Annotated in this window: 2 protein-coding genes; both read left to right on the top strand. The window is 62.7% G+C overall.

What is annotated here, in order from left to right:
* Positions 1–106: 106 nt before the first annotated feature.
* Entirely contained in the window at positions 107–8014 is a 7908-nt protein-coding gene (locus tag AWM79_RS12915) for a non-ribosomal peptide synthetase (protein WP_060783019.1), read from the top strand.
* The gene (locus AWM79_RS12910) at positions 8011–21753 is read left to right on the top strand and encodes a non-ribosomal peptide synthase/polyketide synthase (protein ID WP_482211623.1); all 13743 of its coding nucleotides are present in this window, start codon (positions 8011–8013) and stop codon (positions 21751–21753) included. The genes AWM79_RS12915 and AWM79_RS12910 overlap by 4 nt, the downstream gene beginning before the upstream one ends.
* Positions 21754–21780: the final 27 nt, after the last annotated feature.

Below are 21780 nucleotides of genomic sequence, written 5' to 3'. Positions count from 1 at the left end.
ACCCGTCTAGCCGGGCTATGGCGAGCAACAGCAACGCCGGTCAGGGGCGGGTGGCGCCGAAATTGACTCATAGAACTCACCACACAGCACTAGTAAGGAGCTTTGGGTGCAAGCGTTGATCGAATCGGTTGGAAGCCTCTCGGTAAAGGAGAGGAAAGCGCTGGCGGTGCTGCTCAAGCAAAAGGGCATTAACCTCTTTACAGTAGTACCGGTTTTCAAGCGTAGCGCTGATGAACCGCTGCTGCTTTCCTTCGCCCAGGAGCGTCAATGGTTCCTCTGGCACCTTGATCCAGATAGCGCGGCGTACCACATTCCCAGTGCCCTGCGCTTGCGCGGGCCACTGGATGTGGCGGCGCTGGAGCGTTCGTTCAATGCCTTGATTGGCCGTCATGAAACCTTGCGCACCTCGATCGTCGAGGACGGCGAACAGGTGCTGCAAGTGGTACATGACGAGGTTCGCCTGACGCTCGTCTTACAAGACTTGTCGCTGGCTGAGGAAGTCCTTACAGACGAGGCGATTCGTTGTCTGGTCGAGCAAGAAACCCAGCAACTCTTCGATCTGCGCCAGGCTCCTTTGTTGCGGGTCAAGTTGCTGCGCCTGGCCCCGCAGGATCATGTGCTGGTACTGACCCAGCACCATATCGTCTCCGATGGCTGGTCGATACAGGTCATGGTCAATGAGCTGATGCGCTTCTACACCGGCTTCAGCCAGGGGCAGGCCGTGGACTTGCCAGCATTGCCGATTCAGTATGCCGACTACGCGTTGTGGCAACGACAGTGGATGGAAGCCGGCGAGCGCGAGCGCCAACTGGCCTATTGGACGACACAATTGGCGGGTGATCCCGCCGTGTTGCAGTTGCCTTGGGATCATTCGCGACCGGCGCAGCTCAGCGAGCACGGCGCTCGCCTGGCGGTGGCCATTTCGACGGATCTTTCGACGGCACTCCAGGCACTGGCCCAGCGTGAAGGTGTCACGCTGTTCATGCTGCTGCTGGCGTCGTTCCAGACACTGCTGCATCGTTACAGTGGTCAGCGCGATATTCGGGTCGGTGTGCCGACGGCAAACCGCACTCGGGTTGAAACCGAGGGACTGATTGGTTTCTTCGTCAATACCCAGGTATTGAAGGCCGAATTCGCCGAGTCAGCCTCCTTTCTCCAGGTGCTCCAGCAAGTCAAGCAGGCCGTGCTGTCGGCTCAGGATCATCAGGACCTGCCGTTCGAGCAACTGGTAGAGGCGCTGCACCCGGAGCGCAGCCTGAGCCACAACCCGTTGTTCCAGGTGATGTTCAACCACCAGCGCGAGGGGCGTCAGGCACCTACCCAGGCAGCAGAGCAGGCAGTGGGGCTGGAGGTCGAAGGTCTGGTCTGGGACAAACAGACCTCCCAGTTCGATCTGACACTGGATACCTTCGAGTCTGCAGAGGGCCTGGCGGCCAAGCTAACCTATGCCACCGACCTGTTCGAGGCGACGACCATCGAGCGCATGGCCGGACATTGGCTGAACCTGCTGCAAGGCATCGTGGCCGATGCCTTGCAGGATGTCGCCTCGTTGCCACTGCTGTCGGCCAGCGAACGGCAGCGGCTGGTGATCGACCTCAATCGCAATGAATGGGCATACCCGCAGCAACAGAGCATCCATCGCCAGATTGAAGCGCAAGTAGCCCGCCAACCCGAAGCGCTGGCGTTGATCAGTGGCGAGCGCAAACTGAGTTACGCGCAGCTCAATGCCCAGGCCAACCGCCTGGCACATCACCTGATAACCTTAGGCGTCGGGCCTGAAGTGCGGGTCGGCGTAGCCCTGTCGCGTTCGCCACACCTGTTGGTGGCACTGCTCGCGGTGCTCAAGGCCGGCGGCGCCTATGTACCACTGGACCCGGATTATCCGGCCGAGCGCATCGCCTACATGCTGGAAGACAGCCGGGCGCGTTTGCTGCTGACCGAACCCGGCTTGCTGGCAAGCCTGTCGGTGCCGCAGGGGCTTGAGGTGGTGTTGGTCGGTGACGATGTGGTGACGGCTGGCGGGGGGCCGGATGGCAACCCGCAGACATCGGTCGATGCCCAGAACCTGGCCTATGTGATCTACACCTCCGGTTCCACCGGCAAGCCCAAGGGCGTGGCGATCGCCCATCGGAACGTTTCGGCATTGATCCACTGGTCGGGCCAGGTCTACCGCCAGGAAGATATTCAGGGGGTACTGGCCAGTACCTCGATCTGTTTCGACCTGTCGGTCTGGGAGTTGTTCGTAACCCTGGCCAACGGCGGCTCCATCGTACTGGCGCGTAACGCCCTGGAACTGCCCGAATTGCCGGCCCGCGACCAGGTACGCTTGATCAACACAGTGCCCTCGGCCATCGCCGCGCTACAGCGTGTCGGGCAGATTCCGCCGAGCGTGCGCATCATCAACCTGGCCGGCGAGCCCCTCAAGCAGTCGCTGGTGGAATCGCTCTATGGTCTGGCGTCGGTAGAGCATGTCTACGATCTTTACGGTCCTTCGGAGGACACCACCTATTCGACCTGGACCCGCCGGGAGCCGGATGCCAGGGCCAGCATTGGCCGGCCTCTGCCCAATACCCGCAGCTACCTGCTGGACGAACAACTGCAGCCGGTCCCCGAAGGGGTGGCGGCCGAGCTTTACCTGGCGGGAGCGGGGGTTACGCGGGGATACCTGGCGCGTCCTGGGTTGACCGCCGAGAAGTATGTTCCCGATCCGTTTTCCTCGGCGGGCGGACGCCTGTACCGCACAGGTGACCTGACACGCTACCGGGACAACGGTGTGATCGAATATGTCGGTCGTATCGACCATCAGGTCAAGGTGCGTGGTTTGCGCATCGAACTGGGCGAAATCGAGGCACGCCTGCTCGGCCAGGAGGCGCTGCGCGAAGCGGCGGTGCTGGCGACGGAGGGTATCGGCGGCCAGCAACTGGTGGCCTACATCGTGCCGGCGCAACCGGTGGTCGAGGCCACGGGGGCGGCGGCGCTGCGCGAAAGCATCAAGGCCCGGTTGCGTGAGCACTTACCCGAATACATGGTGCCGGCGCAGATAATCGTGCTGGAGCGATTGCCGCTGACCGCCAACGGCAAACTGGATCGCCAGGCCTTGCCTGCTGCACACGCTACTCAGGTTGCGCCTGCGTATGTCGCCCCGCAAAGCGAGCTGGAATGCGCAATCGCGGCAATCTGGCAGGATGTGCTCAAGCTTGATCAGGTCAGTCTGAGCGACAATTTCTTCGAGTTGGGGGGAGACTCGATCATCACCATCCAGGTGGTCAGTCGTGCCCGTCAGGCCGGTATCCGCTTTACTCCCAAGCAACTGTTCCAGCACCAGACCGTGCAGGGCCTGGCGACCGTTGCCCGCACGGGCGAGGTGGCGGTGACCGTCGACCAGGGACCGGTCAGCGGCGACATGCCGTTACTACCGATTCACCGCTGGTTTTTCGCCACTATCAAGGTCGAGCGTCATCACTGGAATCAGTCGGTACTCCTCAAAGCGGTCCAGCCGCTACAGGCCCAATGGCTTGAGCAGGCGTTGCGGGCCTTGCTCGTTCACCATGATGCCTTGCGCCTGGTGTTTCATGAGCGCGAGGGCGAGTGGGGCGCCCGTTACCGTGGGCCGCAGGAGCTGGCCCGCGAATGGACGCAGACACCGTTGCTCTGGCAGCGGGAGGTGGCTGACGAAGCTGCGCTGCAAGCCCTCGGGCAGCAGGCCCAGGCCAGCCTGGATCTGCAGCACGGTCCGTTGCTGCGGGCGGTGCTGGGGACCATGACCGATGGTAGCCAGCGCCTGCTGTTGGTGATCCACCACCTGGCGATCGATGGCGTTTCCTGGCGTATCCTGTTCGATGACCTGCAGGCGGCCTATACCCGGCTGCAGGCAGGGCAGCCCGTGCAGTTGCCTGCCAAGACTTCGTCGCTCAAGGCCTGGGCCGAGCGTCTGCGCGGCTATGCGCGTAGCGAGGCCTTGCAGCAGGAACTGGGCTATTGGCAGCAGGCGTTGGAAGGGACCACTTCGCACCTGCCGTGCGAACGCCCGCAGGGCGGGCTGCAGAACAAGCACGCCCGGACCGTGCAGGCCAGCCTGGACGCCAATCTGACCCGGCAGTTGCTCCAGGAGGCCCCGGCGGCCTATCGGACCCAGATCAATGACCTGCTGCTGACGGCCCTGGCCAGGGTGATCGGGCGCTGGAGCGGACGGCCCGATACCTTGATCCGGCTGGAAGGACACGGTCGCGAAGAGGTGTTCGAGGACATGGATCTGACGCGCAGTATCGGTTGGTTCACCAGTGCCTTCCCGGTACGGCTCACGCCGCTGGAGGACCTGGCCGGGTCCATCAAACAGATCAAGGAACAGCTGCGAGCGATCCCCAACAAGGGGATCGGCTTCGGTGTCTTGCGCTACCTGGGCGATGCCCAGACCCAGGACCTGCTGGCGGCTCTGCCCGAACCGCGCATTACGTTCAACTACCTGGGGCAGTTCGATGCCAGTTTCGATGATTCGCGCCAGACCCTGCTCCAGCCTGCCGAGGAGAACGCCGGTGCGGAGCAGAGCCTGGAAGCGCCGCTGGACAACTGGCTCAGCTTGAGTGGCAAGGTGTTTGCCGGTCAGTTGCGCCTGGGTTGGACGTTCAGTGAGCAAATGTTCGAGGTGTCGACCATCCAGCGTCTGGCCGATGAACTGGTGCAGGAGCTGACGGTACTGGTGGCGCATTGTCTGGACGCCGGGAATCGAGCCGTCACGCCATCGGATTTCAGTCTGGCCCGTTTGTCCCAGGCGCAACTGGATGCCCTGCCCATCGCCGCCGGCGAGATCGAAGATATCTACCGCCTGTCGGCCATGCAGCAAGGCATGCTGTTCCATTCGCTGTATGAGCAGCGCTCGGGTCATTACCTCAACCAGATGCGCCTGGACATCGGCGGCCTCGACCCCGAGCGGTTCCGTCAGGCCTGGCAGGCGGTGATCGATCACCATGAAATCCTACGCACGACGTTCGTCTGGCAGGGTGAGCTGGAACATGCCGTCCAGGTGGTGCGCAAGCAGCTCCAGGTGCCCTACCTGTTTGAGGACTGGCGCGAGCGGAGCGCGCTAGACATGGCCTTGGATGAACTGGCCGGCGAACAGTTGCGCGTGGGCTTCGATCTGGTCCGGGGCCCGTTGCTGCGTCTGGCGGTGATTCGCACCGCCGAAGGGCGCCACCATCTGATCTACACCCATCATCATATCCTCATGGACGGTTGGAGCAGTTCGCAGTTGCTGGGAGAAGTGCTGCAGCGCTACAGCGGCCAGGCTCTGGCCCCTCGTACCGGGCGCTACCGCGACTATATCGGCTGGCTCCAGACGCAAAGCCTGACGGACAGCGAGCAGTTTTGGAAGGCCCAATTGGCTCCTCTGGAGACTGCGACGCATCTGTCGCGGGCCTTGTCGACGGGCTGGCGCCAGCCTGCTGCCCGCCCAGGACATGACGATTATCGCTGCCTGCTCGACGAGGCACAGACCCAGCGTTTGGTGGCGTTCTGTCGGCGGCAGAAAGTCACGGTCAATTCCCTGATGCAGGCGGCCTGGCTGTTGCTTCTGCAGCGTTACAGCGGCCAGGACACGGTATGCTTCGGCGCCACGGTTTCGGGGCGCCCGGCGCAGCTCAAAGGTATCGAGCAGCAGATCGGCCTGTTCATCAATACCCTGCCGGTCATCGCCACCCCGCGGGCGCAATACAGTGTGGCGCAATGGCTGCAAACCGTGCAGGCGCAAAACCTGGCCTTGCGCGAGCAGGAACACACGCCGTTGTTCGAGATCCAACGCTGGGCTGGCCAAGGGGGCGAGGCGCTGTTTGACACTAACCTGGTGTTCGAGAACTACCCGGTGTCGCAGGCGCTGCAGCAGGACAGCCCAGGCGAACTGCAATTCGCCAACCTGAGCAACCACGAGCAAAGCAATTATCCGCTGACCCTGGTGGTGGGGCTCAGCGAATGCCTGTCGCTGCATTACAACTATGCCCGAGCGTCTTTTGACGAGCAGGCCGTTGCACAGCTCAACGCCCATCTGTGTCTGCTGCTCAGGCAAATGAGCGAGGATGCCGGCCTGATGCTGGATGACTGCCAGTTGCATGACCAGGCGCAACGGCAAGCGATCATTACCGAGCTCAATCCACGGGTAGCGGCGTATCCGAGCGAGCGATGCCTGCATGAAATCATCGCTGCCCGTGCGGCGAGCGCACCGCAAGCCATCGCCTTGAGCCTTGATGCCCAATCGCTGTCTTATGGCGATCTCAACCGCCGCGCCAACCAGTGGGCGCATCGGCTCAGGGAACAGGGCGTGGGTCCGGAGGTGCGGGTCGGGCTGGTGGCCGAACGTGGGTTCGCGATGATCGTCGGTCTGTTGGCGATCCTCAAGGCGGGCGGTGCCTATGTGCCGCTCGACCCACATGCCCCGCGTGAGCGCCTGGCCTATATCGTCGAGGACAGCGCCATGGCCTTGCTGCTTGGCGAGCAGCCACTGCTCGAGAGCTTGCCGACCCCAGTGGGACTGGTGAAGCTGAACCTCGATGACAGTGTGACGGGCTACGACGAGGGCGAGCCGCAGGTGCCGATGAGCAGCGATCATCTGGCCTACGTGATCTATACCTCCGGCTCGACGGGTAAGCCCAAGGGCACGCTGTTGCCCCACCATAACGTGTTGCGTCTGTTCGCCGCCACCGAGTGCTGGTTCGGCTTTGGCGCGCAGGATGTCTGGACGTTGTTCCACTCCTACGCCTTCGACTTCTCGGTCTGGGAGATCTTCGGCGCGCTGCTGTATGGTGGCCGGTTGGTGATCGTGCCGCACGAAACCAGCCGTTCTCCCGAAGAGTTCCATGCCTTGCTCTGTCGCGAACAGGTCACGGTACTGAACCAGACACCGTCGGCGTTCAAGCAACTGATGCAGGTGGCGTGCGCGGATTCGGTGCGCTCGACCAGCGCCTTGCGGTATGTGGTATTCGGCGGCGAAGCCCTGGACGTCAAGACGCTGCGTCCGTGGTTCGAGCGTTATGGCGATCATTCGCCACAATTGGTCAACATGTACGGCATCACCGAAACCACCGTGCATGTGACCTGGCGACCGCTGTCGCTGGCCGACCTCGACAGCACGGCCAGCAGCCCCATCGGGGCACCGATCGCGGACCTGTCGTGGTACCTCCTCGATGGCGACCTGAACCTGGTGCCCCAGGGCTGCACGGGGGAGTTGTACATTGGTCAGGCTGGCCTGGCACGCGGCTACCTGAATCGCGGTGGATTGAGCGCGCAGCGTTTTGTCCCCGATCCGTTTGCCACCGCGGGTGGACGCCTGTACCGGACCGGCGACCTGGTGACTTATTGCCCCGACGGTACCTTGGAATATGTGGGACGCATCGATCACCAGGTGAAGATTCGTGGGTTTCGCATCGAGCTGGGCGAGATCGAAGCGCGCCTGCAAGCGTTGTCAGCGGTGCGTGAGGTTGCGGTGCTGGCGGTCGGAAGCCATGACAACCAGCAACTGGCGGCCTATGTGGTGCCAGCCATGGCGCTGGATGACGAGAGCGGGCAGCACCACTTGCGGCAAAACCTGCGGGCGGCACTCAAGCAGGATCTGCCTGACTACATGGTGCCGGCGCATCTGCTGTTCATCGATCACCTGCCCTTGACCCTCAACGGTAAGCTCGACCGCCAGGCACTGCCGGCGCCGACGTCGGGGCAATGGCAACGCCGTTATGTTGCCCCCGAGAGCGAACAGCAGATCAGGATCGCCGAGATCTGGCAGCACGTCCTGAAGCTGGAAAGGGTCGGGCTCGATGACCACTTCTTCGAACTGGGTGGGCATTCCCTGCTGGCGGTCAACGTGGTTTCGCGCATCCAGTTGGAGTTGGGCATGAGCCTGACGCCGCAACTGCTTTTTCAATACCCGGTCCTGGTTGATTTCGTCGCCCAGTTGCAAGCCGGTGGCGAGCAAATCAATACGTCGAAGCTGAACCGGCTGGAAAGCCTGCTCGACGAAATGGAGGAGGTGTGATGGACAAGCAAGTAGCCGCACGAATCGCCAAGCGGTTTATCACGCTTACTTTGGACAAACGCACGCTGTATCTGCAAAAAATGCTGGAGGAGGGAGTTTCTCCCGCCCACCTGCCCATTCCCGAGGTCAAGTCGTCTTTCGAGGCGTTGCCGTTGTCCTTTGCCCAGCAGCGTCAATGGTTTCTCTGGAAACTCGATCCGCAGAGCAGTGCCTATCACATTCCCACGGCCTTGCGCCTGCGCGGCGCATTGGACGTTGCCAGTCTGGAGCGCAGCTTCAACGCCCTGATAGCCCGGCATGAAAGCTTGCGCACGCGTTTTGTCGAGGACCAGGGGCGCACGCTTCAGGTTATCGAGCCCGAACTCAAGCTGAGCCTTTCGGTGCGGCAGTGGTCCGGTGCGACCGCATGCGACGAGGCAATCGCGGCCTTCGTCGGCGAACAAAGCCAAGAAGTCTTCGATCTGACCCAGGCTCCGCTGTTGCGGGTGACGTTGTTGCGCCTGGCGGTCGACGACCATGTCTTGGTGTTGACCCAGCACCACATCGTCTCCGATGGCTGGTCGATGCAGGTCATGGTCCAGGAGTTGGTCGAGCTCTATGGTGCTTTCAGCCAGGGCCGCCAGGTCGAGCTGCCGGTGCTGTCGATCCAGTATGCCGATTACGCGATCTGGCAGCGGCACTGGATGGAAGCGGGGGAGCAGGCTCGCCAGTTGGAGTACTGGAAAGCCACGCTGGGGGCGGCGCAAACGGTCCTGGAGCTGCCGACCGACCACCCGCGTCCGGCGGTGCAGAGTTTGCGCGGCGCCACCCTGGCCCTGACCCTGGAGGCGCGGTTGGTCAATGGCATCCGCCAGTTGGCCCAGCAGGAAAACGTCACGCTGTTCATGGTGTTGCTGGCGTCTTTCCAGGTCCTTATGCATCGTTACAGCGGCCAGCGCGAGATTCTCATCGGGGTGCCTTCGGCGAACCGCAACCGGGTGGAAACCGAGCGCCTGATCGGTTTCTTCGTCAATACCCAGGTGTTCAAGGCCGAGGTCGACGGCACTGCGCCTTTTCGCCAATTGCTGGCCGCGTGCAAGCAGTCGGCGCTGGGAGCCCAGGCGCATCAGGATCTGCCTTTCGAGCAACTGGTCGAGGCCCTGCAACTTGAGCGCTCCTTGAGCCACAACCCCTTGTTCCAGGTGATGTACAACCATCAGAGCGCCGCTCGACAGGTGCCTCGCGCCGCCGCCGGACCCGCCTCGCTGCTGGACGTCGAGGTGCTGGCTTGGGAAAACCATACGGCCCAACTGGACCTGACCCTCGATACTTTCGAATCGGCTGATGGGCTGTCTGCCAGCCTGACCTATGCGACCGATCTGTTCAGCGCGGCAACCGTCGAGCGCATGGCCCGGCACTGGCAGAACCTGCTGCGTGCGGTGACCGCCGATCCCGCCGGGCGCATTGGCGAGCTGCCGATGCTGGATGACAGTGAACGCCTGCAGCGGCTCGAACAGTGGAATGCGACCCGCACCGCGTACCCGCTGGAGCGCACCGTCCATTCACTGATCGAACAACAGGCGAGCGCGACACCAGACGCGGTGGCCCTGGTCTTCGCCGGGGAGTCGTTGAGCTATCGACAACTGGATGGCCGGGCCAACCACCTGGCCCACCAGTTGATCGCCCAGGGCGTAGGCCCGGATGTACTGGTGGGTATCGCTGTCGAGCGCAGCCTGGAAATGGTTGTTGGCCTGCTGGCCATCCTCAAGGCGGGCGGTGCCTATGTGCCGTTGGACCCGGAGTATCCCGAAGACCGCCTGGCCTACATGATCGCAGACAGCTCCATCAGTCTGCTGCTGACCCAGCGCCGCCTGCTTGCCCGCTTGCCACTGCCTGACACGGTGGCGACGTTATGCCTGGATGAGCTGGAAGCGGACTGCGTTTGTGCGACGCCGCCGCCCGTCGCCTTGCATCCGGAAAACCTCGCCTACGTCATCTATACCTCGGGCTCCACCGGAAAACCCAAGGGCGCCGCTAACCGCCACAGCGCGCTGACCAACCGTCTGTGCTGGATGCAACAGGCGTATGGCCTGGGCAGCGACGATGCGGTGCTGCAAAAGACCCCGTTCAGCTTCGATGTCTCGGTCTGGGAGTTTTTCTGGCCACTGCTGACCGGCGCCCGCCTGGTGATCGCCGAACCTGGCGATCATCGCGATCCGGCGCGGCTGGTGGGGCTGATCAACCAGCAGCGTGTCACCACGCTGCACTTCGTGCCGTCGATGTTGCAGGTCTTCTTGCAGGATGAGAACGTCGCGCTCTGTACCGGACTCAAACGCATCGTCTGCAGTGGCGAAGCGTTACAGGTGGATACTCAACAGCAGGTATTCGCCAAATTGCCGGATACCGCTCTCTACAATCTGTATGGCCCCACCGAAGCGGCCATCGACGTGACCCACTGGACTTGCCGTGAAGAGGGCCGCGACAGCGTGCCCATCGGCGAGCCAATCGCCAACCTGCAAACCTATGTACTGAGTCATGAGCTGGCATTGGTACCCAATGGGGTGATGGGTGAACTCTACTTGGGGGGAGAGGGCCTGGCCCGTGGTTACCATCGCCGTGCCGGACTGACAGCCGAGCGTTTTGTCGTCAGCCCGCTGGGCGACGGCCAGCGCCTCTATCGTACCGGCGACCTGGTACGCCAGCGGGCGAATGGGATCATCGAGTACGTGGGGCGGATCGACCACCAGGTAAAAGTGCGTGGGTTGCGCATCGAGCTGGGTGAAATCGAAGCCCGGCTGCTGGAACAAGCCAGCGTGCGCGAGGCGGTGGTGCTGGCGATCGAAGGCAGCGGCGGCCTGCAACTGGTCGGCTATGTGGTACCTGCCGACGACTCGCTGGCCGGAGCCGATCCCCAGGCCCAAGGCGCGCTGCGCGATGCCCTCAAACTGGCGCTCAAGGGCAGCCTGCCGGACTATATGGTCCCGGCACACTGGCTGTTTCTGGCGCAATTGCCGCTGAGCCCGAATGGCAAGTTGGAGCGCAAGGCCCTGCCCAAACCGGATGTCAGCCAACTGCAGCAGACCTATGTGGCACCGCGCAATGAACTGCAGCGGCGTATCGCAACGGTCTGGCAGGAAGTGCTCAAGGTCGAGCGGGTGGGATTGAGCGATAACTTCTTCGAGTTGGGCGGTGACTCGATCATTTCCATCCAGGTGGTCAGTCGTGCCCGGCAGGCGGGGATCCGTTTCACGCCCAAGGATCTCTTCCAACACCAGACTGTGCAGGGCCTGGCCACGGTGGCCCAAGTGGGCGATGGCGGTCTTGTCATCGAGCAGGGACCGACCGTTGGCGCGACCCCCTTGCTGCCGTTCCAGCGACTGTTCTTCGCAACCGTGACGGTCGAGCGCCATCACTGGAACCAGTCGGTGCTGCTCAAACCGTCCCGTCCCCTTGATCCCGCGCAACTGGAACAGGTATTGCGTGCGCTGATCGTGCAGCATGACGTGCTACGCCTGCGCTTCAGCCAGGAGGTTGACCGCACGGTGTCGGCCTGGACAGCCACTTACCGCACCCTACGGGAGCAGGAGGCGATCTGGCAGCAATCTCCGGTGCTGCATCAGGCCGATGCAGCCGATGTGGCAGCACTCGAGCAGCTCGGCGAAGAGGCCCAGCGTAGCCTTGATCTGGGCAATGGCCCCTTGTTGCGTGCCGTCTTGGTGACGATGGCGGATGGCTCACAGCGTCTGTTGCTGGTGATCCACCATCTGGTGGTCGATGGGGTTTCCTGGCGGATTCTGTTCGAGGACCTGCAGACGGCCTATCAGCAACTGCAGGCCGGTGAGGCGCTGGCCCTGCCAGCCAAGAGCAGCGCCTTCAAACGCTGGGCCGAGCGGCTGCAGGCCTATGCGCGCGATAAAGCGCAACAGCAGGTATTGCCCTACTGGCTGGAGCAGTTCCAGGGTGTCGTGGCCGACTTGCCTTGTGATCGTCCTGGGGCCGCCTTGCAGAACCGCTACGCTGACAGTGTACAGAGCCGACTGGACACGACCTTCACCCAGCAATTGTTGCAGCAGGCACCGGCAGCCTATCGCACCCAGATCAACGACCTGTTGCTGACGGCCCTGGCTCGGGTGATCGGGCGATGGACGCGGCAGGCGTCGGTGCTGGTGCAGTTGGAAGGACACGGTCGGGAAGACCTGTTCAACGATATCGACCTGACGCGGACGTTGGGCTGGTTTACCAGCCTGTATCCGCTCAAGCTCACGGCCCAAGGGACTCCAGGCAGCGCGATCAAGGCGATCAAGGAGCAGGTGCGGGCGATTCCCGACAAAGGGCTGAGCTTTGGCGCCTTGCGTTACCTTGGGGATGAAGCGGCGCGCGAGGCACTGGCCGGCTTGCCGCTGCCGCGTATCACCTTCAACTACCTGGGGCAGTTCGATGGCAGCTTCAGCGAGGCGCAGGGGGCGCTGTTCGTGCCATCCGGCGAAAGCCGCGGCGCCGAGCAGAGCCCCGAGGCGCCGCTGGGCAACTGGCTGACCGTCAATAGCCAGGTGTATGCGGGCGAGTTGAGCGTCAGTTGGTCCTTCAGTCGCGAAATGTTCGATGTGCAGACTCTGCAGGTTCTGGCCGACGAGTACGTGCAGGAACTCAAGGAGCTGATCGCCCATTGCTGTGAGTCGCCAGCACAAGGTGTCACGCCTTCGGACTTCCCGTTGGCGCGCCTTGAACAGGCGCAGTTGGACAATCTCGACGTACCCGCCGGGCAGATCGAAAACATCTATCCGTTGTCGCCCATGCAGCATGGCCTGTTGTTTCACAGCCTGTATGAGCCGCACAGCAGCCACTACATCAACCAGATGCGCCTGGATGTCGAAGGTCTCGATGCATCGCGTTTCCAGCAGGCCTGGCAAGCGGCGATGGATGCCCACGATATCCTGCGTAGCCGTTTCGTCTGGCAGGGTGAGTTCGCCGAGCCGATGCAACTGGTGCACAAGCACCTGGCGGTTCCGTTTACCGTGCGGGACTGGCGCGCTCATGCGCAATTGGACCTGGACCTGGAGGCTCTGGCGCAGTCCGAGCAGCAGGACTTCGACCTCAGCCGGGCGCCATTGCTGCGTTTGCAACTGGTGCGCACCGGTGAGAATCGTCATCACCTGATCTACACCCACCACCACATCCTGATGGATGGCTGGAGTCACTCGCAGTTGATGGGCGAGGTGCTGCAGCGTTATCACGGCCAGACACCGATTGCCCACCCCGGTCACTACCGGGACTATATCGCCTGGTTGCAACGCCAGGACGTTGCTGTCAGCGAGTCGTTCTGGAAGGCACAATTGGCGCCGTTGCAGGAACCGACGCGGCTGGCCGGCGCTTTTGTGCCCGCAGGGGCTGGCGGGCAAGGCGATCTGCGGCAACTGGTGGATGTCGATACCACCCGCCAACTGAGCGAGTTCGCCCGCCAGCAAAAAATTACCGTGAACACGCTGTTGCAGGCCTCGTGGCTGTTGCTACTGCAACGTTACACGGGGCTCGGGACGGTGTGCTTCGGCGCTACCGTATCGGGCCGGCCAGCGGACCTCAAGGGGGTTGAGCAGCAGATCGGTCTGTTCATCAACACCTTGCCGGTCATCGCCAGCCCGTGTGCGCAGCAAAGTGTCGGGGAGTGGTTACAGGCGGTCCAGGCGGGCAACGTTGCCCTGCGTGAGCATGAGCACACGCCCTTGTTCGACGTCCAGCGCTGGGCCGGGCTGGGTAACGATGCGTTGTTCGACAGCCTGCTGGTCTTCGAGAACTACCCGGTTGCCGAGGCCTTGCAGCAGGAGGCCGCGGATGATCTGCTGTTTGGCCGCATCGACAACCATGAGCAGACCAACTATCCGCTGACACTGTCTGTGACGCTGAGCGAGACCCTGTCGTTGCATTACAACTATGCGCAGACGCATTTCAGCGATGCCGCCGTCGAACAGATCAGCCGGCATTTGCTTATTTTGCTGGTTGCCCTGTCCCGGAGCGCCCAGACGCCTATCGGCGAACTTGGCCTGCTGTCGGCGGACGAGCGCCGGTTGCAGCTTGAGGCATGGAACGCCAACGAGCTGGCTTATCCGCGTGAGTTGTGCATTCACCAGCAGATCGATGCCCAGGCGAGCAGCCAGCCGCAGGCCATCGCCCTGACGGTCGGCGCGCAGCACTGGAGCTACGAACAACTGAACCGGCAGGCCAACCAGTTGGCCCATCGCCTGATCGAGTCGGGCGTCGGCCCGGAGGTCCGGGTCGGCGTGGCGATGAGCCGTTCGGCGCAGATGGTGGTGGCCTTGCTGGCCGTGCTCAAGGCCGGCGGCACCTATGTGCCGCTGGACCCGGACTATCCGGCTGAGCGCGTGGCCTACATGCTTAAAGATAGCGGCGCCAAGGTGCTGTTGACCGAGCGCGAGCTGCTGGCGGGGCTGACGGTCCCGCAGGCTGAGATACTGGTGCTGGAGGCCACGGGCACGGCGTTCGCGGAGTACCCGGCGCAGACGCCAGACAGTGCCGTGACGGCGCAGAACCTGGCGTATGTGATCTACACCTCCGGGTCCACCGGCCAACCCAAGGGCGTGGCGATTACACATCGCAACGTGGCGGCGCTGATCCAGTGGTCGCGGCAGGTGTATAGCCAGGACGACCTGCAAGGTGTCCTGGCCTCGACCTCGATCTGTTTCGACCTGTCGGTCTGGGAGTTGTTCGTGACCCTGGCCAGGGGCGGTTCGATCATCCTTGCGCGTAATGCCCTGGAACTGCCGGATCTACCGGCTCGCGACCAGGTGCGGCTGATCAACACGGTACCCTCGGCCATAGCCGCGCTGCAGCGTGCGGGACAGATTCCGGCAAGCGTGCGGATCATCAACCTGGCCGGCGAACCGCTTAAGCAAGCGCTGGTGGATTCGTTGTACGGGCTGGCGTCGGTCGAGCATGTCTACGACCTGTACGGCCCCTCGGAAGACACCACCTACTCGACCTGGACCCGACGTGAAGCCGGTGGCCTGGCGAACATTGGCCGCCCCCTGGCCAATACGCAAAGCTACCTGCTCGACAGCCAGTTGCAACCGGTGCCGCCAGGTGTGGCGGCGGAGCTGTACCTGGCGGGCGCGGGGATTACCCGTGGCTACCTGTTCCGCCCAGGGCTGACGGCGGAGAAGTTCGTGCCCAATCCTTTCGGCGAGAGCGGCGAGCGCTTGTATCGCACGGGCGATCTGTGCCGTTACCGGCGCGACGGTGTGCTGGAGTACGTAGGGCGGCTCGACCATCAGGTGAAGGTTCGTGGTTTTCGTATTGAGTTGGGAGAGATCGAGGCGCGGTTGCTGGCGCAGGGGCAGTTGCAGGAAGTGGCGGTGCTGGCGGTAGAAGGTGGGGCGGGTTCGCAGTTGGTGGCTTATGCGGTGCCGCTGGGGGGGCGGGTGGATGGCGAGTCGGCGCAGGTGTTGCGCGAAACGCTCAAGGAGGCCCTGAGCGCGAGTCTGCCGGATTACATGGTGCCGGCGCACTGGCTGTTTCTTGAGGCCTTGCCGTTGACGCCCAATGGCAAGCTGGACCGCAAGGCCCTGCCTGCTCCCGATGTCACACAGGCGCAGAAAGCCTATGTGCAACCGCAAGGCGAGTTGGAGCAGCGACTGGCGGCGGTCTGGGAAGATGTCCTGCAGGTTGGACGGATTGGTCTGAGCGACAACTTCTTCGAGCTGGGCGGCGATTCGATCCTCTCTATCCAAGTGGTCAGCCGGGCGCGCCGTGCCGGTATCTTCTTCACGCCCAAGGATCTGTTCCAGCACCAGACGGTCAGGGATCTGGCCCGCATCGCGACACTCGATGGCGGTGCCCTGGCCATCGATCAGGGGCCGATGGAAGGCGTCATGCCGCTGTTGCCGATCCATCAGATGTTCTTCGAAGAGGATATTCCCCAGCGGCATCACTGGAACCAGTCGGTGATGCTGACCTCGGCCTTGGCGCTCGATCCGCTGCGGCTGGAGCAGGCGCTTCGGGCGCTGATCCTGCATCACGATACCTTACGTCTTGGTTTCGTTCAGCAAGTCGACGGCTGGGTGGCGACCTATCGCTCGGTGGCCGAACAGCAGTCGTTCTGGCAACGGTCCGCCGTCATGACGCAGGCCACGGCACAGGACGGCGAGCAGTTGCAACAGTTGGCCAATGCGCTGCAAGCCAGTCTCGATCTGCAAAAGGGGCCGTTGCTGCGAGCGTTGCTGGTGAACATGGCGGATGGCGGCCAACGCCTGCTGCTGGTGATTCACCATCTGGCGGTGGACGGCGTATCCTGGCGTATCCTGTTCGAAGACCTGCAAACGGCTTACCAGCAGCTCGTGGCCGAGCAAGCCGTTGCTCTGCCCCTCAAGAGCAGTTCGCTCAAGAGCTGGGCGCAACACCTGCAAGCCCGTGCCCGCAGTACGGCCCAGGAACCGGAACTGATCTATTGGCACACGCAGTTGCAGGGCGTTTCCAGCGATTTGCCGGCGCGTAACCCTCAAGGCCGATTGCAGCGCCGGCATGCCACGACCGTTCACTCTGCGCTGGACGCGTCCCTGACCCGGCAATTGCTTCAGCAGGCGCCGGCAGCCTATCGCACCCAGATCAACGACCTGTTGCTCACGGCGCTGGCCAGGGTGATCGGGCGCTGGACCGGGCAGACCGATAGCCTGATCCAGCTTGAGGGCCATGGTCGCGAGGATCTGTTCGGAACACTGGACCTGACCCGCAGCGTCGGTTGGTTCACCAGTATCTTCCCGGTCAGGTTGTCGAGCGATGCAGACCTGGCGCGCTCGATCAAGCAGGTCAAGGAGCAACTGCGCGCCATCCCGGACAAGGGGATCGGCTTCGGTGCCTTGCGGTATCTGGGGGATGAGCGTGCCCAGTCGCTACTCAAGGCGCTACCGGTGCCCCGTATCACGTTCAATTACCTGGGGCAGTTCGATGGCAGCTTCGACGGCGCCCAAGGCGCTCTGTTCAGTCCTTGCGGCGATCATCGGGGGGCCGAGCAGAGCGCCGAGGCGCCCTTGGCCAACTGGTTGACGCTTAACGGTCAGGTGTTTGCCGGTGAGTTCGGCATGAGCTGGACGTTCAGCCGGGAAATGTTCGACGAAGCGACTATCCAGCATCTGGCGCGGGCCTATGAAAACGAACTGGCGCTGCTGATCGAGCATTGCTGTGCGCCGGACCATCAGGGTTGCACGCCTTCGGACTTCCCGCTGTCACCCCTGACCCAGCAGCAACTGGATGAATTGGTCGTCGATTGCCAAGGCGTGGTGGATATCTACCCATTGTCGCCAATGCAGGAGGGCATGCTGTTCCATGCTGTGGCCGACAGCGAGTCTTCGTTCTATGTGAATCAGCTCAGCTTGCCGGTGCAAGGGTTGGATCCACAGCGTTTCTGCGAGGCCTGGCAGGCAGCCGTTGCCCGCCACGATATCCTGCGGACCAGCTTCCATTGGCAAGGCGGCGCGAGCAAACCGTACCAGATCGTTCACGCCTCGGTGCCTTTTGACCTGAGCGAACTCGACTGGCGTGGGATCGCGGTCGATGACAGCAAGTTGCAAGAGCAAGCCACGGTCGAACGCGACAAGGGCTTCGATCTCGCCTGCGCACCTTTGCAACGGTTGCTGCTGATTCGGCTGGATGACCATTGCTACCAGGTGATCTGGACCAGCCACCACATCCTCATGGACGGTTGGAGCAGTTCGCGGCTGTTCGGCGAGGTCTTGCAGCACTATGCCAAGGGTGAGGTGGCTCAGCCGCCAGCACGTTACCGCGACTTCATCCACTGGTTGCAACGCCAGGACCAGTCTGCCCTGCAAGCGTTCTGGCAGGCTCGCCTGCAACCGGTCGATACGCCGACCTCCCTGGCCCAGGCGGTGCATCCTCGGCATGTGGCGGACCTGGCGGGGCACCAGGCGCTGTATTCGAACTGGGACCCACGGCAAACCTCGCGTTTGCAAGCCTACTGCCGTGAATTGCGGATCACGCTCAACACGCTGATCCAGGGCGCCTGGCTGTTGGTCTTGCAGCGTTATACCGGTCAACGCACGGTGTCCTTCGGTGCAACGGTGGCCGGTCGGCCGGAAAGCCTGCCCGGCGCCGAGCACATGCTCGGGCTGTTCATCAACACCTTGCCGGTGATCCAGACCCTTGAGCCGGCGACTCCGTTGGCCGACTGGTTGCGCCAATTGCAGGGCTACAACGTGGATATCCGTGACTACGCGCACGTTCCGTTGGCGGACATCCAGCGTTGGTCCGGCCTTGGCGGCCAGGCGTTGTTCGATAGCATCATCGTATTCGAGAACTACCCGATCGATGAGCGTTTGCATGAGGACGCCACCCAGGAGCTGGCTTTCGGCAAGACCCAGAGCCATGACGTCACCAACTTCCCGATGGACCTGGCGGTCCATCTGACCGATCGGCTGTCGATCGAGTATCTGTTCCTGCGCAACTGTTTCGCCCCTTCGGCGGTGGAGCGGATTCGCCAGACCCTTGAGGACACCGTGGAGGCCATGCTGCGGCAACCCGGCGTGGCACTCGGCCAATTGCAGCGCCTGCCGACGGCGCAGAGGCAGGAACTGCTCGCCTGGAGCCATCAGTGCGCGCCAGACACCCGCCCGCAGTTGTTGCCGGCCCTGATCGCCCGCCACGCGCTCGAACGCCCGCTGGCTATCGCCGTGCAGTGCGGCGGGCAAACCCTGACGCATGCCCAACTGGACCGGCGCAGCAATCAGTTGGCCCACGCCCTGATCGCGCGTGGGGCAGGCCCGGAGGGGGTGATCGGCGTCGGGCTTGAGCGCAGTGTCGACACCATCGTGGCATTGTTGGCCGTGCTCAAGAGCGGGGCGGCCTATGTGCCGCTGGATATCGACTATCCGGCGGATCGGCTGGCCTACATGATTGAGGATTCGGGCATGCTGCTGCTGATCAGTCGGAGCGAGCTGCTCGAGCGGTTTGCCAATGTGGATCGATTGCCGTGCCTGGAACTCGACGGTTTCGACGGCGAACTCTGGAGCGAGCAGACCCCGCTGAGCGGCGCCACGGCGCAGAGTCTGGCTTACTTGGTCTACACCTCGGGGTCCACCGGGCGTCCCAAGGGCGTCGCGGTGCCCCAGGGACCGTTGAGTATGCATTGCCAGGCGATTGCCCGTTTGTATGAGATGGACAGTTCGACCCGTGAGCTGCATTTTATGTCGTTTGCTTTCGACGGTGCCCACGAACGCTGGCTCAGCACCTTGTTCAGCGGCGGGCGGCTGGTCCTTCGGGATGGCAACCTGTGGACGCCAGAAGAGACGTTCGCGGCGTTGATCCGCCATGAGGTCACTATCGCCTGCTTCCCGCCGGCCTATCTCAAGCAGCTTGCCGACTATGCCCAGGCCAGCGGCCTGCAGCCGCCTGCGGTGCGTATCTATTGCTTCGGCGGGGATGCGGTGCCGGAGCAGACCTTCGAGCAGGTCAAGCGCAGCTTGCGGCCACAGTACATCACCAACGGTTACGGGCCGACTGAAACGGTCGTCACGCCGATGCTGTGGAAGGCCGCCTCGACCGATGATTGCGAGGCGGCGTATGCACCGATCGGCAGGGTGGTCGGCGAGCGTTCGCTGTACTTGCTCGATGATGTGCTGGAGCCGCTGCCGATGGGTTTCGCCGGTGAGCTGTATATCGGTGGCCAGGGTGTTGCGCGTGGTTATCATCAGCGCCCCGCGCTGACCGCCGAACGTTTCGTGCCCAACCCATTCGACCCCTCGGGCGAACGGCTCTACCGTACCGGCGACCTGGTGCGGCTGCGTACCGATGGCGTACTGGACTATGTTGGCCGTATCGACCAGCAGGTCAAGGTGCGCGGATTCCGCATCGAACTCGGTGAGATCGAGGCTTGCCTGCGGCAGCAGGCCGGGGTCAACGATGCCCTGGTCGTTGCCCGCGACAGTGCCTCTGGCAAACAACTGATCGGCTATGTGGTGTGCGCCTCGGCGAGTGCCGTTTCCCCGTCCCTCAAGCAGGCGCTGCGAGAGGTACTGCCGGAATATATGGTGCCGGCGCAGATCATCGGCCTGAGTGAGTTCCCGGTGACTCCCAACGGCAAGATCGATCGCAAGGCCCTGCCCGAGCCGAGGTTCGACAGTGACGGTTATCTGGCCCCGCGAAGCGACGCGCAGCGCTGGTTGGCACAGATCTGGGCCGAAGTACTGCACGTCGAGCGGGTGGGTATTCAGGACAATTTCTTTGAGCTGGGAGGCGACTCGATTCTCAGTCTCCAGGTGGTGTCCAGAGTCCGTAACCATCCTGATTTGCAGATGGACCTGAAACTGCGCGACCTGATGCGTTGCCAGACCATCGAACGATTGTTCGACGGGCGGGACGAACCGGTGGCGGTTGCTCGCGATGACCGGTCCCATCTGATCAGCGAGGGACTGTTCAACCTGATTCCGATTCAGGAGTGGTTCTTCGCACAGGATATGGCCGAACCGCATCACTTCAACCAGGCATTGCTGCTCCGGCCCCGCCAGTCGCTGGACAGCGCGGCCCTGGAAGCGGCGTTGAATCGCCTGATATTGCAGCACGATGCTTTGCGGTTGCGCTTTCGTCGGGAAAATGGCCGTTGGTACCAGTACTACGCGCCAGCGCAACAGTGCATTCCGGCGCAAGGTTTGCTCTGGCGGTGCGAGGCGGCCGATGGCGAGGCCTTGAAAGAGCTGGCCAACCGCGTCCAGCGTAGTTTGCATCTAGAGGATGGTCCGCTGTTCCGAGCGGTGCAGATCGACATGGCCGACGGTCAAAGCCGTCTGTTACTGGTCATTCACCACCTGGTGATCGACACGGTTTCCTGGCGCATCCTGCTGCAGGATATGCAGAGTAGCTACGAGTCCCTGCTACAGGGCCTGGAGCCTGAGCTGGCGATGCGTACCAGCAGTTACCAGGCCTGGAGTGAGCGGCTCAGGAGCTATGGACAGTCGTTGGTGGACAGCGAACAGGCGTATTGGCTTGAGCAACTGGATCGTCCTGGTCATGACCTGCCGTGCGACAACCCGCGTGGCAAGAACCAGGTGCGTCATGTTGCTACGGCGCATCTGGAATTGTCCGCGCAGGCCACGACCGACCTGCTGAAGAAGGTCCCGCTGGTCTATCAGACGCAGATCAACGATGTGCTGCTGGCAGCCTTGAGCCGGGTGTTGTGCCGCTGGAGCGAGCAGTCTTCGGTGCTGGTCCAGTTCGAAGGGCACGGTCGCGAGGATCTCTTCGACGAGATCGAGCTGAGCCGCACCGTGGGCTGGTTCACCAGTATGTTTCCGGTGCGGTTGGCGCCGGGTGTCGAAGCCGGATTCGCTGATTCGATCCGCGCGGTCCAGGCACAATTGGCGGCGTTGCCCAACAAGGGCATGGGCTATGGCGCGCTACGTTACTTGAGTGATGCCAGCGTCGTGGAGCGCCTGAGTCGTCTGCCGCAGGCGCGCGTGACATTCAACTACCTGGGGCAGTTCGACCAGAGTTTTGACGACAACGCGCTGTTTGTCCCCGCCGATGAAAGCAGCGGTGACAGCTACAGCCTGCAAGCGGAGTTGGGTAACTGGCTGGAAATAGTCGGGCAGGTGTTCGATGGCAAGCTGGCATTGCGTTGTCTCTACAGCCGGCGTCGTTACCGGCCCGAAACGGTCGAGACGTTGATGGCCAATTTCCAGGCGGAACTTGAGGCCTTGATCGCTCATTGCCTGGAACAGGCTCCGGCGTTGTCGCTGGCCTGAGTGCGGCTTGCATCGATTGTGTGGTCA

Origin of the sequence: Pseudomonas agarici (assembly GCF_001543125.1) — a bacterium.
Classification (GTDB): Bacteria; Pseudomonadota; Gammaproteobacteria; order Pseudomonadales; family Pseudomonadaceae; genus Aquipseudomonas; species Aquipseudomonas agarici.
The sequence above is the reverse complement of the archived record's forward strand: the minus strand, read 5'-3'. Positions and strand labels throughout refer to the sequence as shown.